18 protein-coding genes are annotated in these 18114 nt (G+C 71.2%); 17 read left to right on the top strand and 1 reads right to left on the bottom strand.

From position 1 onward, the window contains the following. Nucleotides 1-74: 74 nt before the first annotated feature. From ABDB74_RS15360 to ABDB74_RS15325, 8 genes are all read left to right on the top strand, one after another. A complete protein-coding gene (locus ABDB74_RS15360; RefSeq protein ID WP_346619631.1) occupies nt 75-338 on the top strand; it encodes a hypothetical protein in 264 nt (87 codons plus the stop codon). Nucleotides 339-619: 281 nt separating this feature from the next. Next, nucleotides 620-1528, top strand: coding sequence for a DUF732 domain-containing protein (locus tag ABDB74_RS15355; RefSeq protein WP_346619630.1), 909 nt, complete (start codon nt 620-622; stop codon nt 1526-1528). A 34-nt stretch (nt 1529-1562) separates the two neighbouring features. Then, nucleotides 1563-1817, top strand: a complete 255-nt coding sequence (locus tag ABDB74_RS15350; RefSeq protein ID WP_346619629.1) for a helix-turn-helix domain containing protein — start codon at nt 1563-1565, stop codon at nt 1815-1817. Nucleotides 1818-1939: 122 nt separating this feature from the next. Beyond that, on the top strand, nt 1940-3601 hold the full coding sequence (locus tag ABDB74_RS15345; RefSeq protein WP_346619628.1) for a hypothetical protein: 1662 nt from the start codon (nt 1940-1942) through the stop codon (nt 3599-3601). Nucleotides 3602-3827: 226 nt separating this feature from the next. Continuing rightward, nucleotides 3828-4559: a recombinase family protein gene (locus ABDB74_RS15340; RefSeq protein ID WP_346619627.1), complete on the top strand. Its 732-nt coding sequence runs from the start codon at nt 3828-3830 to the stop codon at nt 4557-4559. Beyond that, nucleotides 4556-6637: a recombinase family protein gene (locus tag ABDB74_RS15335; RefSeq protein WP_346619626.1), complete on the top strand. Its 2082-nt coding sequence runs from the start codon at nt 4556-4558 to the stop codon at nt 6635-6637. The genes ABDB74_RS15340 and ABDB74_RS15335 overlap by 4 nt, the downstream gene beginning before the upstream one ends. 611 nt (nt 6638-7248) lie before the next feature. After that, on the top strand, nt 7249-7725 hold the full coding sequence (locus tag ABDB74_RS15330) for a hypothetical protein (RefSeq protein ID WP_346619625.1): 477 nt from the start codon (nt 7249-7251) through the stop codon (nt 7723-7725). Beyond that, complete coding sequence (locus ABDB74_RS15325; RefSeq protein WP_346619624.1) at nt 7722-8132, top strand: hypothetical protein; 411 nt, start codon at nt 7722-7724, stop codon at nt 8130-8132. Before ABDB74_RS15330 ends, ABDB74_RS15325 begins: the two co-directional genes overlap by 4 nt. Nucleotides 8133-8210: 78 nt before the next feature. Here the strand turns inward: ABDB74_RS15325 and ABDB74_RS15320 are convergent, their stop codons facing one another. After that, nucleotides 8211-8336 carry a hypothetical protein gene (locus tag ABDB74_RS15320; RefSeq protein ID WP_346619623.1) on the bottom strand — a complete coding sequence of 42 codons (126 nt, stop codon included), beginning with the start codon at nt 8334-8336 and terminating at the stop codon, nt 8211-8213. 207 nt (nt 8337-8543) lie between these two features. Between ABDB74_RS15320 and ABDB74_RS15315 the strand changes: the two genes are divergently transcribed. The 9 genes from ABDB74_RS15315 to ABDB74_RS15275 all read left to right on the top strand — a co-directional run bounded on the left by ABDB74_RS15315 (nt 8544) and on the right by ABDB74_RS15275 (nt 17813). Beyond that, a complete protein-coding gene (locus tag ABDB74_RS15315) occupies nt 8544-10406 on the top strand; it encodes a recombinase family protein (protein WP_346619622.1) in 1863 nt (620 codons plus the stop codon). A gap of 639 nt (nt 10407-11045) precedes the next feature. Further along, the gene (locus ABDB74_RS15310) at nt 11046-11255 is read left to right on the top strand and encodes a hypothetical protein (protein ID WP_346619620.1); all 210 of its coding nucleotides are present in this window, start codon (nt 11046-11048) and stop codon (nt 11253-11255) included. A 204-nt stretch (nt 11256-11459) separates the two neighbouring features. Beyond that, nucleotides 11460-11621: a helix-turn-helix domain-containing protein gene (locus tag ABDB74_RS15305; protein ID WP_346619618.1), complete on the top strand. Its 162-nt coding sequence runs from the start codon at nt 11460-11462 to the stop codon at nt 11619-11621. 223 nt (nt 11622-11844) lie between these two features. Further along, on the top strand, nt 11845-13335 hold the full coding sequence (locus ABDB74_RS15300; RefSeq protein WP_346619616.1) for a DUF1524 domain-containing protein: 1491 nt from the start codon (nt 11845-11847) through the stop codon (nt 13333-13335). Between the two features lie 1000 nt (nt 13336-14335). After that, nucleotides 14336-15211, top strand: a complete 876-nt coding sequence (locus ABDB74_RS15295; protein WP_346619614.1) for a hypothetical protein — start codon at nt 14336-14338, stop codon at nt 15209-15211. A gap of 427 nt (nt 15212-15638) precedes the next feature. Continuing rightward, on the top strand, nt 15639-15848 hold the full coding sequence (locus ABDB74_RS15290; protein ID WP_346619613.1) for a hypothetical protein: 210 nt from the start codon (nt 15639-15641) through the stop codon (nt 15846-15848). Then, nucleotides 15845-16087, top strand: coding sequence for a hypothetical protein (locus ABDB74_RS15285; protein WP_346619611.1), 243 nt, complete (start codon nt 15845-15847; stop codon nt 16085-16087). The genes ABDB74_RS15290 and ABDB74_RS15285 overlap by 4 nt, the downstream gene beginning before the upstream one ends. 193 nt (nt 16088-16280) lie before the next feature. Further along, complete coding sequence (locus ABDB74_RS15280; protein WP_346619610.1) at nt 16281-17015, top strand: hypothetical protein; 735 nt, start codon at nt 16281-16283, stop codon at nt 17013-17015. 270 nt (nt 17016-17285) lie between these two features. Then, the gene (locus ABDB74_RS15275) at nt 17286-17813 is read left to right on the top strand and encodes a hypothetical protein (protein ID WP_346619608.1); all 528 of its coding nucleotides are present in this window, start codon (nt 17286-17288) and stop codon (nt 17811-17813) included. The last annotated feature ends 301 nt before the right edge of the window (nt 17814-18114 follow it).

The following is an 18114-nucleotide window of genomic DNA, read 5'->3' as shown; positions in this document are numbered from 1 at the left end:
TGACCCCGCGGCGCTGGCTGTAGGTGCGACTGGCCACCGGCCAGGACGCCCTTGAGCACGCACCAGGAAGCCGCATGCGGTTGTCGTACCCCATCGGGATGATTCCGTCTGTGTTCCGCCTCCCGGAGCCCTCGCTGCCGGACTGCTGCGGCGCCTGCGACCAGGCCCGGCCGCTGCACCTGCTCGAGGGAGCCGATGGCGACCATGTGCACCGCTGCATCGACTGCCTTCGGGAAACCGTCGCCGGCGAGCTCATAGAGCGGCCGTGCGAGGTGCTCGCCCTCGCGGCCGGGGAAGGCGATCGGCTGCGGCAGGAGCGGGACGAAGCCCGCACGTGAGCCCCAGGGAATGTGGGTGACCAACGGTGCCCCTGGCTGCGCAACCGGCCCGAGTGCCGCGGGATGCGACTACCCGTGAGGGTGAGCTGATCGTCGCGAGGCCCACCGGCTGAACACGCCGCGGGGCAGACTCAGCCCCGACCTTCCGGTCCCTCACCGCCTCAGTGCGACATGTCAGGTCGCCAGTGCTCGCTACCTCGCCACACCGCCCCACCGCCGCACCGCCGCACCGCCGCAGGGTGGGTCCGCGGCTTGATCCGTCTGGAGGACCCGTGCCTCGCATGGCCGCTGCTACTGGTGCGCTTCTGGTCACGCTGCTCACCGCCGGCTGCGCCGGCACGTCCTCGGCCGACCCCAAGGCGGCAGACCGCACCTCCGCGACTGCGCCCACCTCCGAGCCGGCCGACCCCTACCTGGCGCCTGGCTACCCGACACCGGCCGATGCGGACACCGCGTTCGTCAGCGAGGTCGCCGCCCTCGACGGCGTCCGGGCGTTTCTGACGCGCGACCCGTTCATCCTCCCCACCGACCTGACCGCCGCGTCGGCCGGCATCGCCCGGCTCGGCCGCGGCGTCTGCTCCTCCTACACCGGCGCCAACATCGACTCGGTCGCCGGGAAGCTGTTGACCACCTACGAGGTCGACAACACCATCGACCCGATGACGCTAGACCCGATCGACGTCACCGCCTTCGTCGTCGCCGCGGTCGGCGTCTACTGCCCGCAGAAGCTCGTCGACCTCGCCCAAGGGGCCTCGATGACGGACGGCGTCGAAGTTCAGCCGGTGACCCCGCGGTGCCCCACCGAACTGCCGGTCACCGTCACCGCCAGCCCCATCACGCTCACCGGGGAGTCGAACACCGAGCTGTACGGCGACCTCGGCGAGGACAACGACCTGGTCTACGGCGACACCGACGGCATGTACGACGGCGACTGGACCTACACGATCACCAACACCTCCGACTACGACGTGCTCGTGATGCTGGAGGAACAGGTCGCCTCCCCCCGGTACACCACCGAGTGGCGTGCCCCCGAGGGCGACCTCGGCCCCAGCCCACATGCGCCCTTCTACGTGCCGGCCCGCGGCACGGCGACCGGCACCGGCAACATCTCCGGCGTGTACGCGTGGCAGTCCGCCGCCTACCGCGTCGCCACCTGGCTGCCCGTCACGTGCCAGGTGACGCTCCAGTAGCCGAGCTGACGGCCGCACCCACCAGGAGACATCAGTGCCGTACCCACCGCGCCCGCAGCTGCGCCCGCTGCCGGAGTTCGCCGGCACCGCCAGCCCGCGGCCGGACCAGGCGGTGCAGGCGCGGGTCGAAGGGTTCACGTCGAGCAGTACGCAGCCGGGCGAAGCCTGCGCGAACTCTCCGAACTGGCCGACAGGTCTGTTCTCCGCGGTCCGCAACATCCTCGACAAGCACGGCGTGCGCCGTAGAGATGCGGGAGCCGCAGCGCTGCGGCTCGAACCCGCCTCCTGACGGGGCGCTCCCGCGCAACCCCTCACCGCCTCCGTAGGTCGCCGGGCGCGGGCCGCCCGCGGCGGCGACGACACCGTCGGCACCAGACCGAATGTGTCCGCACCTGCTCGGACACTGGGTGCGTGCTGGACTGGGCGGAGTTGGATCCGGAGAAGCTGGAGCGGGTCGCGCAACTGCTCGTGCGCGAGGCGTGCGGTGCGACCAGCGTCGACGGCAAGGGCGGGGACCTCGCCCAGGACCTGCGCCACGACGGCCCCGACGGACTGACGATCTACGAGGTCAAGTCCTTCACCAAGCGCCTGAACAACAGCCGACAGCGGCAGATCACCAAGTCGCTCGCTCGTGCCGTGGAGCTTCACGCCCCGCGACGGTGGGTGCTGGTCATCCCGCTCAACCCCACCCCGGCCGAGCTGGCGTGGTTCGACGGGCTCCGCGGGAAGTTCCCCGACGTCGAACTCGACTGGTACGGCCTCGACTGGCTCGACGGGCAGATTGCTGGCCGTGATGGGCTGCTCAGCTACGTCGAAGGCGCTGACTCCAAGCTGCTGCGGCGGGCCCAGCAGTACAACATGGAGCGGGCCGCGCTCACCTCCGGCGCCGATCTGACGCAGCGCATGCAGGACCTGGTGGAACTCGGGGCGACCATCTCCCCGTACTGGAAGTGGCACTTCGGTGATACGCCTTGGGGGCCGGGCCGAATCCTCACCGCGCAGCGTCCCGAGGCCGCCGACGACGACCCGGTGCAGCTCACGCCGTACTTCTCATTCCCTCCGGACGACCCCGAGGCGCAGGCGACCGCCGAGCGCCTCGACCGGGCCCTGCGGCTTGGCGGCGACGTCGACATCCCCGGGCGATACGTCGAGGACTTCCGTGTCACCGCCGCGTCGGAGGCGACCCAGCGGCTCTTGGGCGAGCCCCGCCAGCAGGTCGCCCAACTCCGCCTGATCAGCATCCCGGACAACACCGGGCTGCCCCTGCGCGGCTTCCTCGTCCTCGAACGAGGCGGCGGGCAGTCAGGGCTGTCCGTACCGTTCACCTTCACCGATGGTGTGGCTGGGACCCACGGCCGGACGCTGACCGGCACCGACCCCAGCGGGCTGCTGGAGGCGCGGCTCGAGATCGAGGCCGGGGATCCGGTGCGGGGCCGCATGGAACTCAACCTCAAGCCCCTGGCCGGTTCTTATCCGCACGACGTACTCCCGGCCGTCCGGCTCCTGGGGGTCTGCACAGCCGGGGACAGCCTGCACTTCCGCCGCGGCCCGGTGACGATCGCATCCTTCAACGCCGACGCTCCAGCACCCGAGGGCCTGCCGGGGTTGCACCACCTCGTCGCCGCCCTCGAGGTGCTGCAAGACCATCTCGGCACCCTGATCCCTGTCCCGGCGGGACCGGTGCCCGACGAAGACTTCCGCGAACTGCTGGCCATCGCCCGCGCGCTGTCCGGCCGGCGAGCGCGCCTGCCCCACACCGGGCTGAGCATGGACCTACAGCCCGGAGCCATCGGCGAGTTCCTCACCAAGGTGCCGGAGGAACCGGGGGCCCTCTACGGCACCCAGCACAGCATCGACATCACCCTGGACGGCCGACGCTACGACGTTCCCGGGCTGGCTCTGTGGGCGCCGAACGTGGTGCTCCAGAACCGCGCAGAGCTCGAGGTCCTCTCGGCCGACGCGAGAGCTGAGGCGGTGGCCACCTTCTCCAGCCCGGAGGACACCGGCATCTTCTTGATCCGCGCAGTCGACGACCCTGGGCCGGCGTACCGGCGCGTCGTCGAGATGACCTGACCCGCGCGTCGCGGCCGGCCGTGCTACAGGTCCCGCCTGACACCGCACCCCACACCGGCTCAGCGGCCATCGAGCGGCCAGTCGAACCAGCGGTGCTCCGGACAACGGGAACCCGCCTCAAGGGCTTCTACGCCGAACCCGCGACGGCCGGATGCGCCGGTGCTGGGAGTGTCCTTGCCGAAAACGAAGTGTCCTTCGGCGGAGATGCACGCCTCGGGGAGTGTCCTTGCCCGGAGCTAGGACGCTTCCGCCGGAATCCGCGCTCGGTGATTGCCGCGCGTCTGTGCGCGCGCACGGTGCGACATGCCAGGTCACCCGAGAGAAGGAGCACGGCATGTTGGACAACAGCGAGGCGAAGTCCCACCACGTCGTCATCTACGCACGGACGGCGGCCGACGGCCGCCGCGCGCTGGAAACCCAGATCACCCAACTGAGGGCGGTCGCCGCACGGTACGGCTGGACCGATCCCCACGTCCTCACCGAGATCGGTGAGCGCGGAATCACCGATGAAGCGCTGCGCACCGTCCTCTCCTGCGATGTCGTGCTCGTCCGTGACATCACCCGGCTCGCGCGCGACGTCGATCGCCTGATCGAGATCCGCCGGTCACTGATCGGCCGGGGGGTGGTCCTGGCCATGCCTGACCGGCTGGAGTCGCCGGACATGGCGCAGCAGCACCTGGACGTGATGATGCTGCTGCGCCCCGGGTCGGCCGCCGGCCCCCGCCGTGGCGACCACGCCGAGTCGAGCCGGCAGGACATCACGTCGGCGCGGGCTGGGGGCCGGCGGCGCATCGTTCAGCCGCGCCGATCGACGCCGCAGGAGGAGCCCTCCGCCGCCGTCCACGGGCAGGTGGCGTGGCTGACCGAGGAGCTGCGTCGGCTCGACCGGGCAGCGCACGCGGAGCGGACGCGGTGGGGCATCGCGGCGGCGAAGGCACGGCGGGAGGCGCAGCAGTGAGCACCGCTTCGCTGTCGAGGTACTACCCGCTCGGGGAGTGGTCGGTCCAGCTCGGGCGGCCGCTGCGTGCTGCCGTGCTGAAGCGGCGCAGCAAGTGGGACGACGACACGAAGTCGTTCGAGGTGCAGGAGAAGGCGAGCTTCGGGTTCCTCGACGGACTGCCAGCGGGTAGCTGGGTCTGCGACCGCCGGCTGGCCGAGCACGGGGGGGACGTCTACGAGCAGGTGGTCTCTGCCTGGAGCGGGGACGGCAAGCACAAGCTGCTTCGTCGCATCCTGTCGGAGCTGTCCCGCTACGACATCGTCGTCGTCCACCGGATGGACCGCTTCGGGCGGAACCTGCTGGCCATCCTGACCGCTCTGCAAGACATGCGGGAGGCCGGCGTGCGGCTGTACGTGGTCGACCCTGGTATCGACACTGCCGACCCGTCCCAGCAGTTCAGCACCCACCTGTTCGCGATGCTCGCGCAGCAGTCCTCGGATCTCTCCAGCGCCCGCATCAAGGAGAACAAGGCGCTGGCCAGGCAGCGGGGCGGCTGGCGGGGCGGGGCCATCACCTACGGCTTCCAGAAGGCGATGCGGCCCGGGCCGGATGGGGAGCTGGTGCCGGTGCGCGACGCCCATGGCTACAAGACCCTCGAGCACGACCCGGAGGAGGTGCCGCATCTGCTGGCGGTGATCGACCGGATCATCGACTCCGGCTGGTCGGTGGCCGCGGCGGTCCGCTGGCTCAACGCTCAGGAGATTCCCTCGCCGCGCGCGTTCCGCCGGCTGCCCGACGGCGGCACCGAGCGGATCGCCTGGGAGGTGACCGGGTTGAAGCGGATCCTGACCAACCCGATGCTGATGGGCTTCGACGTGGTCGGGACCGACGAGGAGCGGTTCAAGATCCTGGAGGTCGGTGGCCGCCCGCACCGCCCGCATCCACCGGTGGTCGCCGACGAGCGCTGGCATCGGCTGCAAGTCCGTCTGGCCAATCCGGCCGGGGGTCGCCGCCCGGCGAGCGAGGCGCTGCTGGCCGGTCTGGTGGTGTGCCGGGCGAGCCGCGGGGACGGGGAGCCGTGCGGCCGGCGGTTGTACGGCCCGGGAACGATCACTTCGAACTCCGCGTCGTACGCGTGCCGGACGAGCAACAACCTGCCCGAGGAGCATCCACATCGCTGTTCGGGCAACGCCATCAGCGCCCGAATGCTGCACCGGCTGGTCGAGCTGACGGTCCTGGGAATCGCCGGGAATCGGCGCTGGCAGGCGGCGCTGCAGGAGTCGTACCGCCGTGCTCGTGCGGCCGCGGCGGCGAACACGACCGATCTCGGTCAGGAGCTGGCGCAGCTGCAACGGGAGATGTCGGATCTGCGCGGGGAGCGGAAGCGGGCCAAGTCGGCGACCCGCCGCGCCGAGCTGGAGCGGGAGATCGACGAGCTGGACGGGCGCGTCGCCGAGCTCGAGCAGCTCCGAGAGGTACCGGCCGCAGTCGCCGAGGTCGACGTGGACTTCGCCGGGAGGTGGGAGGCGATGACTGTTCCGGAACGCCGGGCGCTGCTCACCGATCTGGTCGAGCGGATCGAGGTGGGGCCGGCCGGGGGGCGCGGGCGCGGGTTCGACCCGTCCCGGGTACGGATCCACCTGCGCAACGTCGGTGTCCTGCACATCCGCGAGCCGGTCGACCTGGCCGCCGGGCAGGTTCGGGCGTGCCCTGAATGCACCGCGACCTTTCCGACGCCGGCGGCGCTCGGCGTGCACCGGCGGCACAAGCACGGCGTCGTGGGGGCCACGTCGAGGCGGCCGCCGGGCCGGGTGACGGCGTACGAGTGCCCGGAGCCCGGCTGCGACCGGCGCACCACCAGCGCCGGGGGGCTGAAGCGTCATGTGGCGGTCGCGCACGGCCGTGCGGGCACACTGCTGTGCGACTACGGCTGCACGAAGGTGTTCGCCGCGCCGCAGGACCTGGCTTCCCACGTCCGCCAGGCGCACGGTCGGGACGCCGACGACGCACCGGTCGCGTGCCCGGACTGCGGGAAGGTGCTGCACGGTGCGCACGGCGTGCGCGTCCACCGGGGGCGTGCGCACCCAGCTGTGTGAAGTCCTTTCACCCGGAATGCAGGAGGCCCCGTCCGCCACGGACGGGGCCTTCTGCATTGCCGGTTCGCGCCCACGGTCGGCGGCGAGGAAAGGGGACGGTGGTGGATCAGCACACCGAGGACGGGCTGGCAGTGGCTGTGTGGCGTGAGCTCGAGCGGCTGTTCGGTGATCTCATGGCAGCAGCGGGGTCCGTGCCGACCGGGCCGGCCGACGTCTCCGCACGCAGGGACGCGCGGTCCCTACCGGCCGACGGGTGAGGACGCGTCGCCCGAGCGGTCGCGGCGCCGGTGGCGGGTTCCGGGTGGTTGTCGAGTGCGGCGAGGCGCCTGGCGGCCACCGCGGCACCACGCTCGACCGGCAGGTCCTGTAGCGCCGCGCGGACCGCGCGGCCCAGGGGGTCGCTTTCGGTGCTCAGGGATTCGCTCTTCACCAGGCGACGATGCCGCCGGCCACCCCGGCGGCATTCGCCCGCGGTGTGTGACGGCGTGGCGCAGACCGTGAACGTTGACGACTTAGCTACGTCAGCGAGAATCGCTTGTTGACGCAGCGATCACCGTATGGCAATCTTGTTGGCGTCAGCGACAGTCACTTGCTGGCGGGAGGAGAGTCTGATGAGCAAGCACTTCACGGCCGTCCTGCAGGCCGCGCAGCAGAAGACCGGGAGCCTCGAGGAGGCTCTCCGCGACCTCGCGAGCGACCTCAGCAGGCTGGAGGCGCTGTATGCGCAGGAGCAGTCGGACAAGCGCAGCGAGCTGATCGGCGCTGCCGATGCGCGCCTGGCGGATCTGGCGGAGGTGAGCTTGCCGGCCTACACCGTCCCGAAGGAGCTCGATGACGTGCGGGCGGCCTATGTGCTGCAGAGCTACGTGAACCTGGGCCGTCCTGCGACACAGCAGGAGGCTGCCGAGATCGCCAGGCGCGCCGGCTACAGCAGCGGCCGCGGCGCCAACATCTTCTTCACCCACGGGTGGCTGACCTCCGAGAAGGACGAGCACGGCGCGGTCACGAACCGCCGGATCAGCCCGGCCGGTCAGCAGTGGCTGGAGGAGAAGGGGCGCGCGGCGCTGCTCACCTGGCTCGGCCAGTGACGGCCGGCGGCGCCGCGATGCGGTGCGAGGAGTGTGATGCGCAGGCGGCTGAGGTCGTCGGTTTCACCGATGATGCCCGCACCGAGATCCGGTGTTCGGCGTGCGGCTTCCACTGGGTGCACGGTCCCTCCCCGGAGGACCTGCGCGCGGGTCGGACCGGCGGCCGCAAGTTCCACTGCCCGGTCTGCCCCTCCGCCTTTCAGGACCAGTCCGCGCCGATCATCACGATCGGCACCCCGAGCAGGGCGGGTCACCGGTGTGACCGCACCAAGTCCTTCCGGTTGGGGGTGACCTACGGCGCCGACGCCGGGGCGCTGGACCGGCGGCTCGCCGAGGTGGGGGACGCCGAGCTGGCCGAGTGGCCGCGGGTCCTCGAGATGAAGCGCGAGCGCCGCACCCGGGAGTAGCGAACGATCTCTCTCTCGCATTCGAACACGACGAAGGGCGCCCAGCCATGCCGGCTGGGCGCCCTTCGTCGTGTTCGGTCAGGTGTGCAGGATGCGGGCGACCCCCAGTGCCACCTCCATGGTGAGCGGCTGGGTAGCGGCGGCGGACCGGGCCGCCGCCTGCGCGTGTGCGCGGATCTGTTCGTTCCGGCTGGGCTTGGACATGTGGTTGCTCCCGCGTCTGGGTGTTCGGACGCGGGAGCACGGTCGGTAGCCGGGACGGGTCGGCAATCGGCTGAGAAAGATCGTTCGGGGGCGGTGTCCGGCGGGCGATCAAAGATCAACTCTTCGCGATCGGTGACAGGGGCGGCGGTGATTGCCGTTCGTCGGGACGGCGTCACGGTCGCCGGTGTCCGAGACGAGGAGGAACCGATGGACATGCAGATGGCGACTGAGACGGTTGCGGGGGTCGAGGCCGGCGCGACGGCGGCCGAACGTTCTGCACCGAAGCCGGTGCCGGGCTACACCGAGGAGCTGATCTTCGACGAGGCGTCGGGGGAGGTGAGGACGATCTACAGGCGGCCGGGCCGCTGCCGGCAGGGCAAGACCTGGGCGAACTTCACCGAGTACGCCGGGGTGACGGTGTGCGAGGGCACGAAGCCGATCTACCTGTACCTGCGGCTGAGCAAGTACCACAGGGACGGGTCGGACGCGATCGACCGCCAGCGGGTCGACCTCACCCGGCGGCTGGGGGCTGAGGGCTGCTGGACGATCGTGGGGGAGTACGTGGACAACGACTCGGCGTCGCCGTACGCCGCCCGGGATCGGAAGGGCTATACCCGGCTGAAGGCCGACGTGGCGGCGGGCCGTGTGCGGGCCCTGGCCTTCTGGAAGCTCGATCGGCTGGATCGGACCGCGGACCAGAACATCGCGTTCGTGGGTGAGTGCATCGCCAAGGGGGTCGATCTGCGCAGCCACCAGGATTCCACTGAGGAGCTGAACGCAGCCCGCGGTGTGGGCAAGGCGATGCGCGCGATCAAGGCGGTGTTCGGCGAGATGGAGGCTGACACCATGTCCGATCGGCAGCTCGGGTCGAAATCGCACCTGGCCGAGAACGGCTTCTACCACGGTGGGCAGCGGCCGTTCGGGTGGATGCCGGGGCCGCGGGTGGAGCTGGCCGACGGCCGGCGGGGGCGGCCACTGGTTCCGCACCCGCTGGAGTTTCCCGCGGTGGTGGACGCGGTGCGGCTGGCGGCGTTCGAGGGGAAGTCGACGGCCGACATCGCCGAGCACTGGCGGGACCGCTACGGCATCGTCGGCAACGACGGCGAGCCCATGTACCAGGGGACGGTGCACCGGACGCTGACCTCGCCGAGGCTGCTCGGCTATCGCATGAGGAGCGTGCCGGAGGTCAACCGCGGGGACCTGATGCAGTGGGTGGTGCGCCACGAGCAGGACGTGGTCGGTATGTGCCGCTGCGCGCTCTGCACGGATGACCCGACGAAGCCCAGGGTGGCAGTGGGGGAGGTGTTCCACAAGGTCGGCGATCCCCTGGTGGCGATGAGGCCAGCGTGTGACCTGGCGACTTTCCTGGCGCTGCAGGCGGCGCTGAAGGCCCGCGATTCGGTGGGCGTGCGCCGGACGAAGGCCAAGTACGGCAGCAAGGTCCGTCCGCTGTCCGGGCTGCTGTACTGCGGTCACTGCGACCACAAGATGACCGCACAGCCCCGCAAGCTGGCCGGTGGCCGGGCGGGGGTCCGCTTCCGGTGCAAGACGCGGCAGAACCGGGGCAAGAGCGTCTGTCCGGGCATGACGCTGGGCGGGGAGGGCGCGGAGCTGTGGGTGGAGGAGTTCGTGCTCACTTACCTCGACGATGACAAGCTCGCCGAGGCCAGGCGGCTGGTCGATGAGGAGACGACCCGGCGGACCGGCGTCTCGTCGGTGCAGACGCGTCTGGCCGAGGCCCGCCGGGAGAAGGACGGTATCCGGGCGATGAAGGAGTCCGGGTTCAGCTACAAGGGGACCGAGGGCGTGAAGGACTACCGGGTGGACATGGATGCGGTCAACGAGCGCATCGAGGCGCTGACGGCCGAGCTGGCGGCGAGCACCGGAACAGCAGGCCCGGTGGTGGAGGCGGGGTCGAACGAGGAGCTGCGGCGGCTGTGGGCCGGTTTCGACGACGCGCGACGGCGGGCGGTGTACGACCAGGTGATCGACAAGATCGTGGTGCTGCCGGCGAAGCCGGGCGTGAACGCCTTCGACAGTGGACGGCTGCAGGCTCAGCTGCGCTTCTGATCCATGAGGTCAGCTACCGGTGCGTTCAAGGCGAGGACGTCCACTATCGACTCCGTGTGCCAGCGCTGCGTAGGCCGCCGGGGGCGTGGGCCGCTTCGGCTCACGGAGCGGGGATACGGGCACGTGCGTAGGCGGCTGCTCGTTCCAGCAGGCCCGGCAATCCGGTGGGAGCGTGAGGACGGCGCCGCTCGAGGCGGGCTTGCGCTGGTCGCGCTGGCATCGCAGCGGCAGGCCCCGGGTCCGTCACCAGGACGGGCCCGGGGCCTGTGGCGCTCTCATTCGGCGCGGCACCCTTGGGAGGTGCGGCGGCTCCACGGTCCGGACCGTTTCGCCGCTACAAGGTCCATCGGCCGTGCCGGCGTAGACCTTGAGTGGGCGCCGACGATGTCACTCCCTGGGGGGGTCGGTTGATCCGTCCGAGGTCATGGTCGCCCAGGCTCTGGACGGACGGGATGTGCCGACTCGGCGGTGACGGGACGTCGGAGCCACCTGCCTGCTTCAGTGGCCGGTCTCCGGTCTTGAACGTCGGAGGCGCTGCCGCGGTTGGTCGCTCGACCCTGGTCGTGTTGGTCACCCGGTGGGGGGATCGCCACGGTCGTGTGCGCGTCCGGGCTGTGGGCACCCGGCCACGATGACAGTGTGCCCATCTACTCGGCCCGGACCGCTCTGCCGTATCCGCACCGGGAGCGGGCGGGCGCGGGTCTGCGGGCGCAGCTGCGATGGCAGTTCGCCTCGGGCGAGGTGGCGGACTGGTCCACTCTTGCGATCTCCGGGCCGGTCGAGGTCGTCGGCCGGCAGGGACGATTCTGGTACGAGTACTCCGCCGAGGTCACGGCCGGCGTCGGCTGAGGGCCACGGGGCCGCGTGGGCATGCTTCGGTGCCGCAGGTTCAGGGCGGTGAGCTGCTGAACGCCCCCCTGTCGGGGGAGGTTCGTCGCCGCGTCCTGCCGCTACCGTGCGCCGGTGCCTTACCCGCCCCGGCCGCAGCGACGACCGTTGCCTGAGTACGCGGGCGCTGCCAGCCCACGTCCGGACCCGGTGGTGCAGGCCCGGGTGGAGGAGTACATCGTCGCGCAGTACCGGTTGGGCCGGTCGCTGCGTGAGCTGGCTGAGTTGACCGATCGGTCGTTCAGCTCAGTCCGCAACATTCTCGATCGGCACGGTGTGCAGCGCCGGGCTGCCGGGGCTGTGGTGCTCAGGGAGCCGGGCGCCTGACGCGTCGGCTTCGACATTAGGCCTGACGCCGGCCCCGGGTGCCCGGCTCCGAGCACCGCTCGGTGGCGTCGTACCGGATCGGTGCGGCGCCAGCTCAGTCCTCAGCGTTGGTCGCGGGGCGGGCCGCCGGCGGTCGCGGTCGCCGCCGGGCGGTGACCACGCGCCTCTTTTCGAGGCCCGAGGGAACCGCTACGTTCAGCTCCACCGACGGGGCGGGGCAAGCATGGCGCGCGGCAGGACAAGACAGGCGTTGCAGATCGTCGCGGTCGCCGCCGCCGGCGTAGGGCTGTTGCTCGTGGTCGCGGGGTTCGCAGTCGGGGTCTCTGCCGGGCTGGCCATGCTTGGCCTCGTCGGGCTCGTCGTCGCAGTGGTCGCCGCGATCCGCGGCAGGCTGCCCGGCATCCGTAGCCGGAAGGTCGCCGGCGGGGTCGCCGTCCTCGCGGTCGTGACGATCATGGCCGGGGTGGCGACCGCGCCGCCCACTGCCACGGACACCGACACGACCAGCGCGGCATCCGAGGCCGCCCGCGAGGCTGCCACCGCGGCGCAGACCGCGAGGGAAGCCGAGGCCCAGGCTGCCGCGGACGCTGAGGCGGCGGCCGCCGTAGAGGCAGAGGCGGCGGAGGCGGAAGAAGCCGCAATCACGGCAGCCGAGGAGGCCCTCGCCGCGGCCGACGAGCAGCCCGCCAGCGGCCAGAGCGCGATCTCCGGCGGGCTGACGGACGCCGCCACGGACGAGGCCGTCACCGCCGCAGCGCCGACCTCGGCGCTGGCGGCGCTGGCCGTGATTGAGGTGAAGGGCCGGGCGCCGCGCACCGGCTACGACCGGGACCTGTTCGGCTCCGGCTGGATCGACGTCGACCGCAACGGCTGCGACACCCGCAACGACATCCTCGAACGCGACCTGACCGGGGAGACGTTCAAGCCCGGCACCCGCAACTGCGTGGTGCTCACCGGCACCCTCGCCGACCCCTACTCGGGGACCACGATCCTGTTCCAGCGCGGACAGGAGACGAGCGACGACGTGCACATCGACCACGTCGTCGCGCTGTCGGACGCCTGGCAGAAGGGCGCCCAGCAGATGAGCGAGGCGCAGCGGCGGCAGTTCGCCAATGACCCGCTGAACCTGCTTGCGGTCGACGGGCCGCTGAACATGCAGAAGGGTGACGGGGATGCCGCCTCCTGGCTGCCACCGAACAAGAGCTACCGCTGCCCGTACGTGGCGCGGCAGGTGGCGGTCAAGGCGACCTACGGCCTGTGGATGACGCAGGCGGAGAAGAACGCGATCGCCACGCTGCTGAACGCCTGCCCGGACGAGCCCCTGCCGAGCGGGATGACCGTGCAGTTGCCGCAGCGGACGATGGCCCCACCGCCGCCGCCACCCGCGCCCGCGCCGGCCGCGGAAGAGCGCGCCCCGGCGCCCGTGCCGGTCCCCGTTCCGGTGCCCGCGCCCGCTCCGTCCGCTCCGCCCCCTCCACCGCCGCCGCCGCCCCCTCCACCGCCGCCACCGCCGCCGCCTCCGCCGCCGCCACCTCCGCCGCCGCCGCCGCCTCCGCCGCCGCCACCGGCACCGGCACCGGCACCGGCACCGGGGGTCTACTACCAGAACTGCGACGCCGTCCGGGCGGCTGGAGCCGCGCCGATCTTCCCGGGGGATGCGGGCTGGCAGGACAAGTTCGACCGGGACAAGGACGGGATGGGCTGCGATCCCTGACCCACAGGCGGACCGCAGTGTGCAACGGAGGGGTGACCGTCCTGTGGGCCCTCCGGCCGGCAGGCCAAAGGAGGTCCCGCCGCTCCCGCAACGGGACAGCTAGCAGCTGGTGGCCTGCACGCTGTGACGGGCGGTTGGCGAGCCGGGGCGACTGGCCGGCACCAACCTGATGGCCGGGTACACCTAGCCGCCCGTCGGTGCGGCAGGCGCGGGGTCGGGCCGATACTTGTGCCAGCACCAAAGTGCACGGTCGAGCCGGCGTAGGTCGGTGCCGACCTCTTGTGCGACGGCGCGGCAGCGCTGCAGGTAGCCGACGTCGTCCGGCCAGCCTGCGTTGAGCTCCCGTGGGCCTGTAGGGCCTCGACCGAGCGGTAGTCGATCACCGTGAACCGGTCGGGATCGGCGGCCATGAGCAGCGCGCTGGCGGTCGGTGTCCTCACGCCAGCAGGGCCGCCCCCATTAGTGCCACCGTCGCCAAGACCGTCCTGCGCCACATCGTGCATCCCCCGTTTGCGTCGCTGCCTTCCGTACCGAGCGTCAGTCGTCGCGAATGCGCTGGTCAGTCCACCAGCCGACCGCGCGCCGCGATCTCTACGTTCAGCAGGACGGGCGCCAGCAGGTCCTCGTTGGAGAGCCGGTCTGGTTCTGCGGACCCATCCGCGGGGCGGTCGCAGGCCGGGTAGGCGTACCACTGCTTCGTCGCTTCCCCGTTCCTGGCCGCATCCGTGTACGTCGGATCCAGGTGTCGGCCTGGTCGATGGAGACCGTCCGGTCTCCGATCATCAGATCACCGCGGTTGGGCACAGCGGAAATCATCGGTGCCCAGCCGGGCCGGCCGGATCGTTGACCGGTTGTCGCGGCGGCACGCGGTGACTGGACCGGCTCGCGGCATAGGCGTCAACCCCGCTTCCTGCAGGCGATTGCGTATCCGCAGAGGCGGCGGACGGTCCGGGGGCAGAGGAGCGGCAACCGTCTGCTCCCGGAACCGGAGGAGACTCCCGTGACTGCCATTGAGGATCTCGCTTGCCTGTCCTGCGGCTCGTACGTCGAGCTGAGCCCCGCGCTCGCGGTGTGCACGCGGTGTCAGTCAGCTGCCGTGCAGCGGGTTCATGCGGCGCTGGCCGCCGAGAACCTGCCCAGTGGGTCCTGGGCGCTGACCGACGCCGCCCTCCTCGTCGAGGCCGGCGTGGGCTATCGATCGGAGCAGGAGACCCGGCCGCGGGCGGTGGAGGGCCCGGAAGAGCTGGCTCGGCACCGGGGTCGCCTGGTGTGGCTGTTGGCCGACCAGGTCACCGATCTCGAGGCCCAGCTGGCGGAGATCGGGAAGGAGCTGGACGCGGCGGGCTATGCACAGTTGGCCGTGAATGATCTCGAGGCACTGCAGGTTGCGCTCGCCGACGCGGCCCAGGCGCAGCACGCTGGCGACATCATCGCCGGGAACGAAGCTCTGTTCGACGATGACGACATTGCCGAGGCGCTGCACCAGGCGGTCGCGGTGATGGGTGAGCATGAGCGGGTTCTCGAGCAGCTCTACGAGCACCAGGTGTGGAGCGGCGGCGACCCGGTGGTCGAGGTGGTCCAGGACGTGGTCGTCAGCGCGGCCCAAGCCGAGCGGGCGCGCGAGCTGCTGATGGAAGCCCGCCGGATGCAGGACACGGATGACGTGCCTGCGGCGGTGCTGCGACTGATCGAGGACGCACGTCAGTCGCAGGAGGACCTGGCCCGGGAGCGGCAGCGCACCCTGCAGCTCGCCTCTATCAGCCGCCGGCTCCTGCTCGACGCGCACGTCGGCGCCCACCCCGGCGAGATCGACAACTGCCCGTCCTGCGGCCCGGACTGGGCAGCAGTGCGCGACAGCTACGTGGCGTTCGACTGAGCTTGAGCCGCCGCGCAGCGGGGCCCGCACCGACCCGGTGCTGGCCCCGCTGCTGTACGTCGTCGGGCCGAATCTCCTCCACCGCAACGCATGTCGGCGGCCCGCAGGTGGGTGCGCATGGGCACCGTGGCGGCGGCCACCGTGGCGTCCGTAGGCGGTGATCCCCGACTGCAGGCATGCAGGCAGAGTGCGGACCATGGCCTCGAACTGCTGCGGGCCGCCGGCTGTTCAGGGCGTACCGCCGCCGCCATGCCCGCCGAAGGGAGGCGGAGGCCGTCGTGGGGGTCGGGAGCGAGCCGGAGCCTTGGGCGCTCGGGCACGGCCACGGGTGTTTGGTCAGAACGCCTGCGTGACGTGCACCGCCCCACTTCTTCGGGTACGAGCAACCCCTCCGGTCTGCCGAGAAGGGAGCCGAGAGGAGGGCACCGTGCCGCACATCGACGTCGTCGCCGACCTGAACTTCGAGGGTGACGGGGCGGGCGTGCTCCTTGCCCGCGTCCCCGCTGGATGCGTTTCGACTGTCGGCACGGTCCTCGCCGCCAGCACACTCACCGCCTGGTCCCAGGTACGGGTGGAAGCCGTCGGCAAGGACGGTTGGCTGGGCCTTCGGCTGCGGCACGGGTCGGAGGTCGGATGACCGAGCCGGTCCGGCTCGTCGATCAGCGCCGCTATGACCCGGCGCGCCAGGTGGAGGTCGAGCTGGGCGGGTGCTGGTGGCCGGGCCTGCAGCATGCCTGGCGGCTCACGTCGGACCGCGATCGCTGGGTCGCCGACGTCGAGTTCAGTGTCCGGTACGGCTGGGGCACAGGGAAGCACGTGCAGTGCGTGCCGCCGGAACGGGTGCGGTTGGCCGCCGGGGAGGAGCGCCGCGGCTGAAGCGGTCGACCACATCGCTGCCGTCGGCGACAGCACCGGGGTTCGCCAGGCTCAGCGCTGGCAGCCTGGGGCGGCACCGCGGCGAGAGCTCGGATGTCCCGTCACACCTACCGGGCACTATCCGCCCATGCCGCGTCTCCCGGAGCCCTCGCTGTCGCCGGATGTGTGTGGCTGGTGCCGCCGTGAGCGGCCGGTGTACCGCCTGGAGGGAGCTGCCGGGGAGCACGTGCACCGCTGCGCCGGCTGTTTGCGCGACGGTCTCGTCGAAGCGCAGCTGGCCGTCGCGCACGAGCGGCGGCTGGCCGCCCACGAGGAGTTTCTCGCCGAGTACGGCGACGCGGTGCAACCCGCCGACGTCGGCGACACCACCGCCGGCTCGCGGCCTGTGGCGGACCCCGGCGTGTTCCTCATCGGCGCTCTCTACCAGCTGGCCGGCAACGCACCTGAGTCGTTGCTCAGCCGAGCGTTCGCGGCCCTGGCTGAGCTGGAGCGGCAACGTGAGGAGGCCAGGACGTCGCTGCGGATCGCGGAGGAGTCGGTTGTGCGGCAGCGGCAGATCGTCGAGGTGGCCATCGAGAGCACCGAGGAGGCTCGTCGGTGGTCGTTGGCCATGTGGGGCAGTTGCGGCACGCCGTGGGCTTCGAACTGCGCTCCGGAGCTGCCGGTGCCGGCCTGGTTGCCCACCGATGGTCTGGAGCCGCAGTTCCGGGGGATCGAGTTCCGGGACGGGCCGACCGGTCGGCGGGCCGCCGTCATCGGCGGGCCCGACGTCCGGGAGATCGTCCGTGCCGTAGATGAGGCCCGGGCGGCGGAGCCGGACGTGTCCGACGACGAACTGCTGACCGTGGTCGAGAGGAATGCCGGGGTTTCGCGCCCGAAGATCCGCACCGCCCTGGACTTCCGGCGCGCGTGGCCGCGGATCGAGTGAGGGGAATCGTCTCGGCCCCGCGACAGCGGCCGGACGGTGGCCGCTGTCCGCAGGGTCAGTCGGTGATGTGAACCAGGCTGGCCCACGGCCGGCTTCGATGCTGACACCGCCGGGCGCTGGCTCCGACCCGGCGTCTACTGCGGCGAGGCTGACCTTCGGCTGGCCGTATCCCTGGAGAACCAGGGATGGTCGCCCTTCGACCTTGCGGCACTCACGCTGCTGGCCGATCACACACGAACCGACGACTGGGCCAGCACAGCCCGCGACTGGGTGGAGCTGTCATCGCCAAACGGACTCGACTACGCCAAGGCCGGGCTGACCCCGGCCGAGGCAGCAGCGTTCGACGCGCTGGACTTGCACCCGGACGCCCTGCGCATCGAGTTGCGAGCCAGGGTCGACAAGCGCCCGCCGATCGACCTGTTCGCGGCGATGCACTTCAATCACATGCTCTACGCGGTGGGCGGCTTCTACGAGGTGCCAGACGAAGAGCTGCCCTGGTGGGCCCAGCACCTGCGCGACCTCAACGATGAGGCCGAGGACCGTCAGCAAGGGGAACGGGACCGGCAACAGGCACTGGAGGACGAGGCGAACGCAGCCCGGCAGGCACAGTTTCAAGTCATGCTTCGAGAGGACGGGCTCTGCCGCGACAGCGGCCGCCACGGGGCCATGGATGAGATCCCAGGCTCCGACGAGTGGTACGTGCGTTGTAAGACCTGCGGCCTGAAGCTCGCCGGCGGCAGCACCGAACTCCCCGACCACACACCGCCCGGCTACAGCTCCCAGCACCCGGCCGGCTAGCGCCTACCAGTCACCGCCGGGGCCGGAACCGGCTACCAGGAGGTCTTCGAGCTGCGGATCCACTCGATCAGCGCGATGCGGAGGCCGACCTAGGCGGCCGGGATCCCTGCGACCCAGATGACAACCGCTCGGTGGTGGTTTCGCAGTGGCGCAACGAGTGCCGTCCTCACTGGCCAAGCTCAGGTCAGGTCGATGCCTACCGAGGGGGGATGCCGAGCGGCGGGGTGCCCATCTCGACGTCGAGGTGTCCCGAGCCCGAGACCGTTTCCAGGAGCGGCGTCGAGGCGGTCGATTGACGAAG

The sequence above is a fragment of the Blastococcus sp. HT6-4 genome, assembly GCF_039679125.1.
In the GTDB taxonomy this organism is placed as follows: domain Bacteria; phylum Actinomycetota; class Actinomycetes; order Mycobacteriales; family Geodermatophilaceae; genus Blastococcus; species Blastococcus montanus.
This window is presented reverse-complemented; position numbering and strand designations above follow the sequence as displayed.

Coding starts and splice junctions, on each gene's coding strand:
- ABDB74_RS15315 (WP_346619622.1), top strand. CDS start 8,544: ATGGACATGCAGATGGCGACTGAGACGGTTGCGGGGGTCGAGGCCGGC.
- ABDB74_RS15360 (WP_346619631.1), top strand. CDS start 75: ATGCGGTTGTCGTACCCCATCGGGATGATTCCGTCTGTGTTCCGCCTC.
- ABDB74_RS15300 (WP_346619616.1), top strand. CDS start 11,845: ATGGCGCGCGGCAGGACAAGACAGGCGTTGCAGATCGTCGCGGTCGCC.
- ABDB74_RS15320 (WP_346619623.1), bottom strand. CDS start 8,336: ATGTCCAAGCCCAGCCGGAACGAACAGATCCGCGCACACGCGCAGGCG.
- ABDB74_RS15285 (WP_346619611.1), top strand. CDS start 15,845: ATGACCGAGCCGGTCCGGCTCGTCGATCAGCGCCGCTATGACCCGGCG.
- ABDB74_RS15330 (WP_346619625.1), top strand. CDS start 7,249: ATGAGCAAGCACTTCACGGCCGTCCTGCAGGCCGCGCAGCAGAAGACC.
- ABDB74_RS15355 (WP_346619630.1), top strand. CDS start 620: ATGGCCGCTGCTACTGGTGCGCTTCTGGTCACGCTGCTCACCGCCGGC.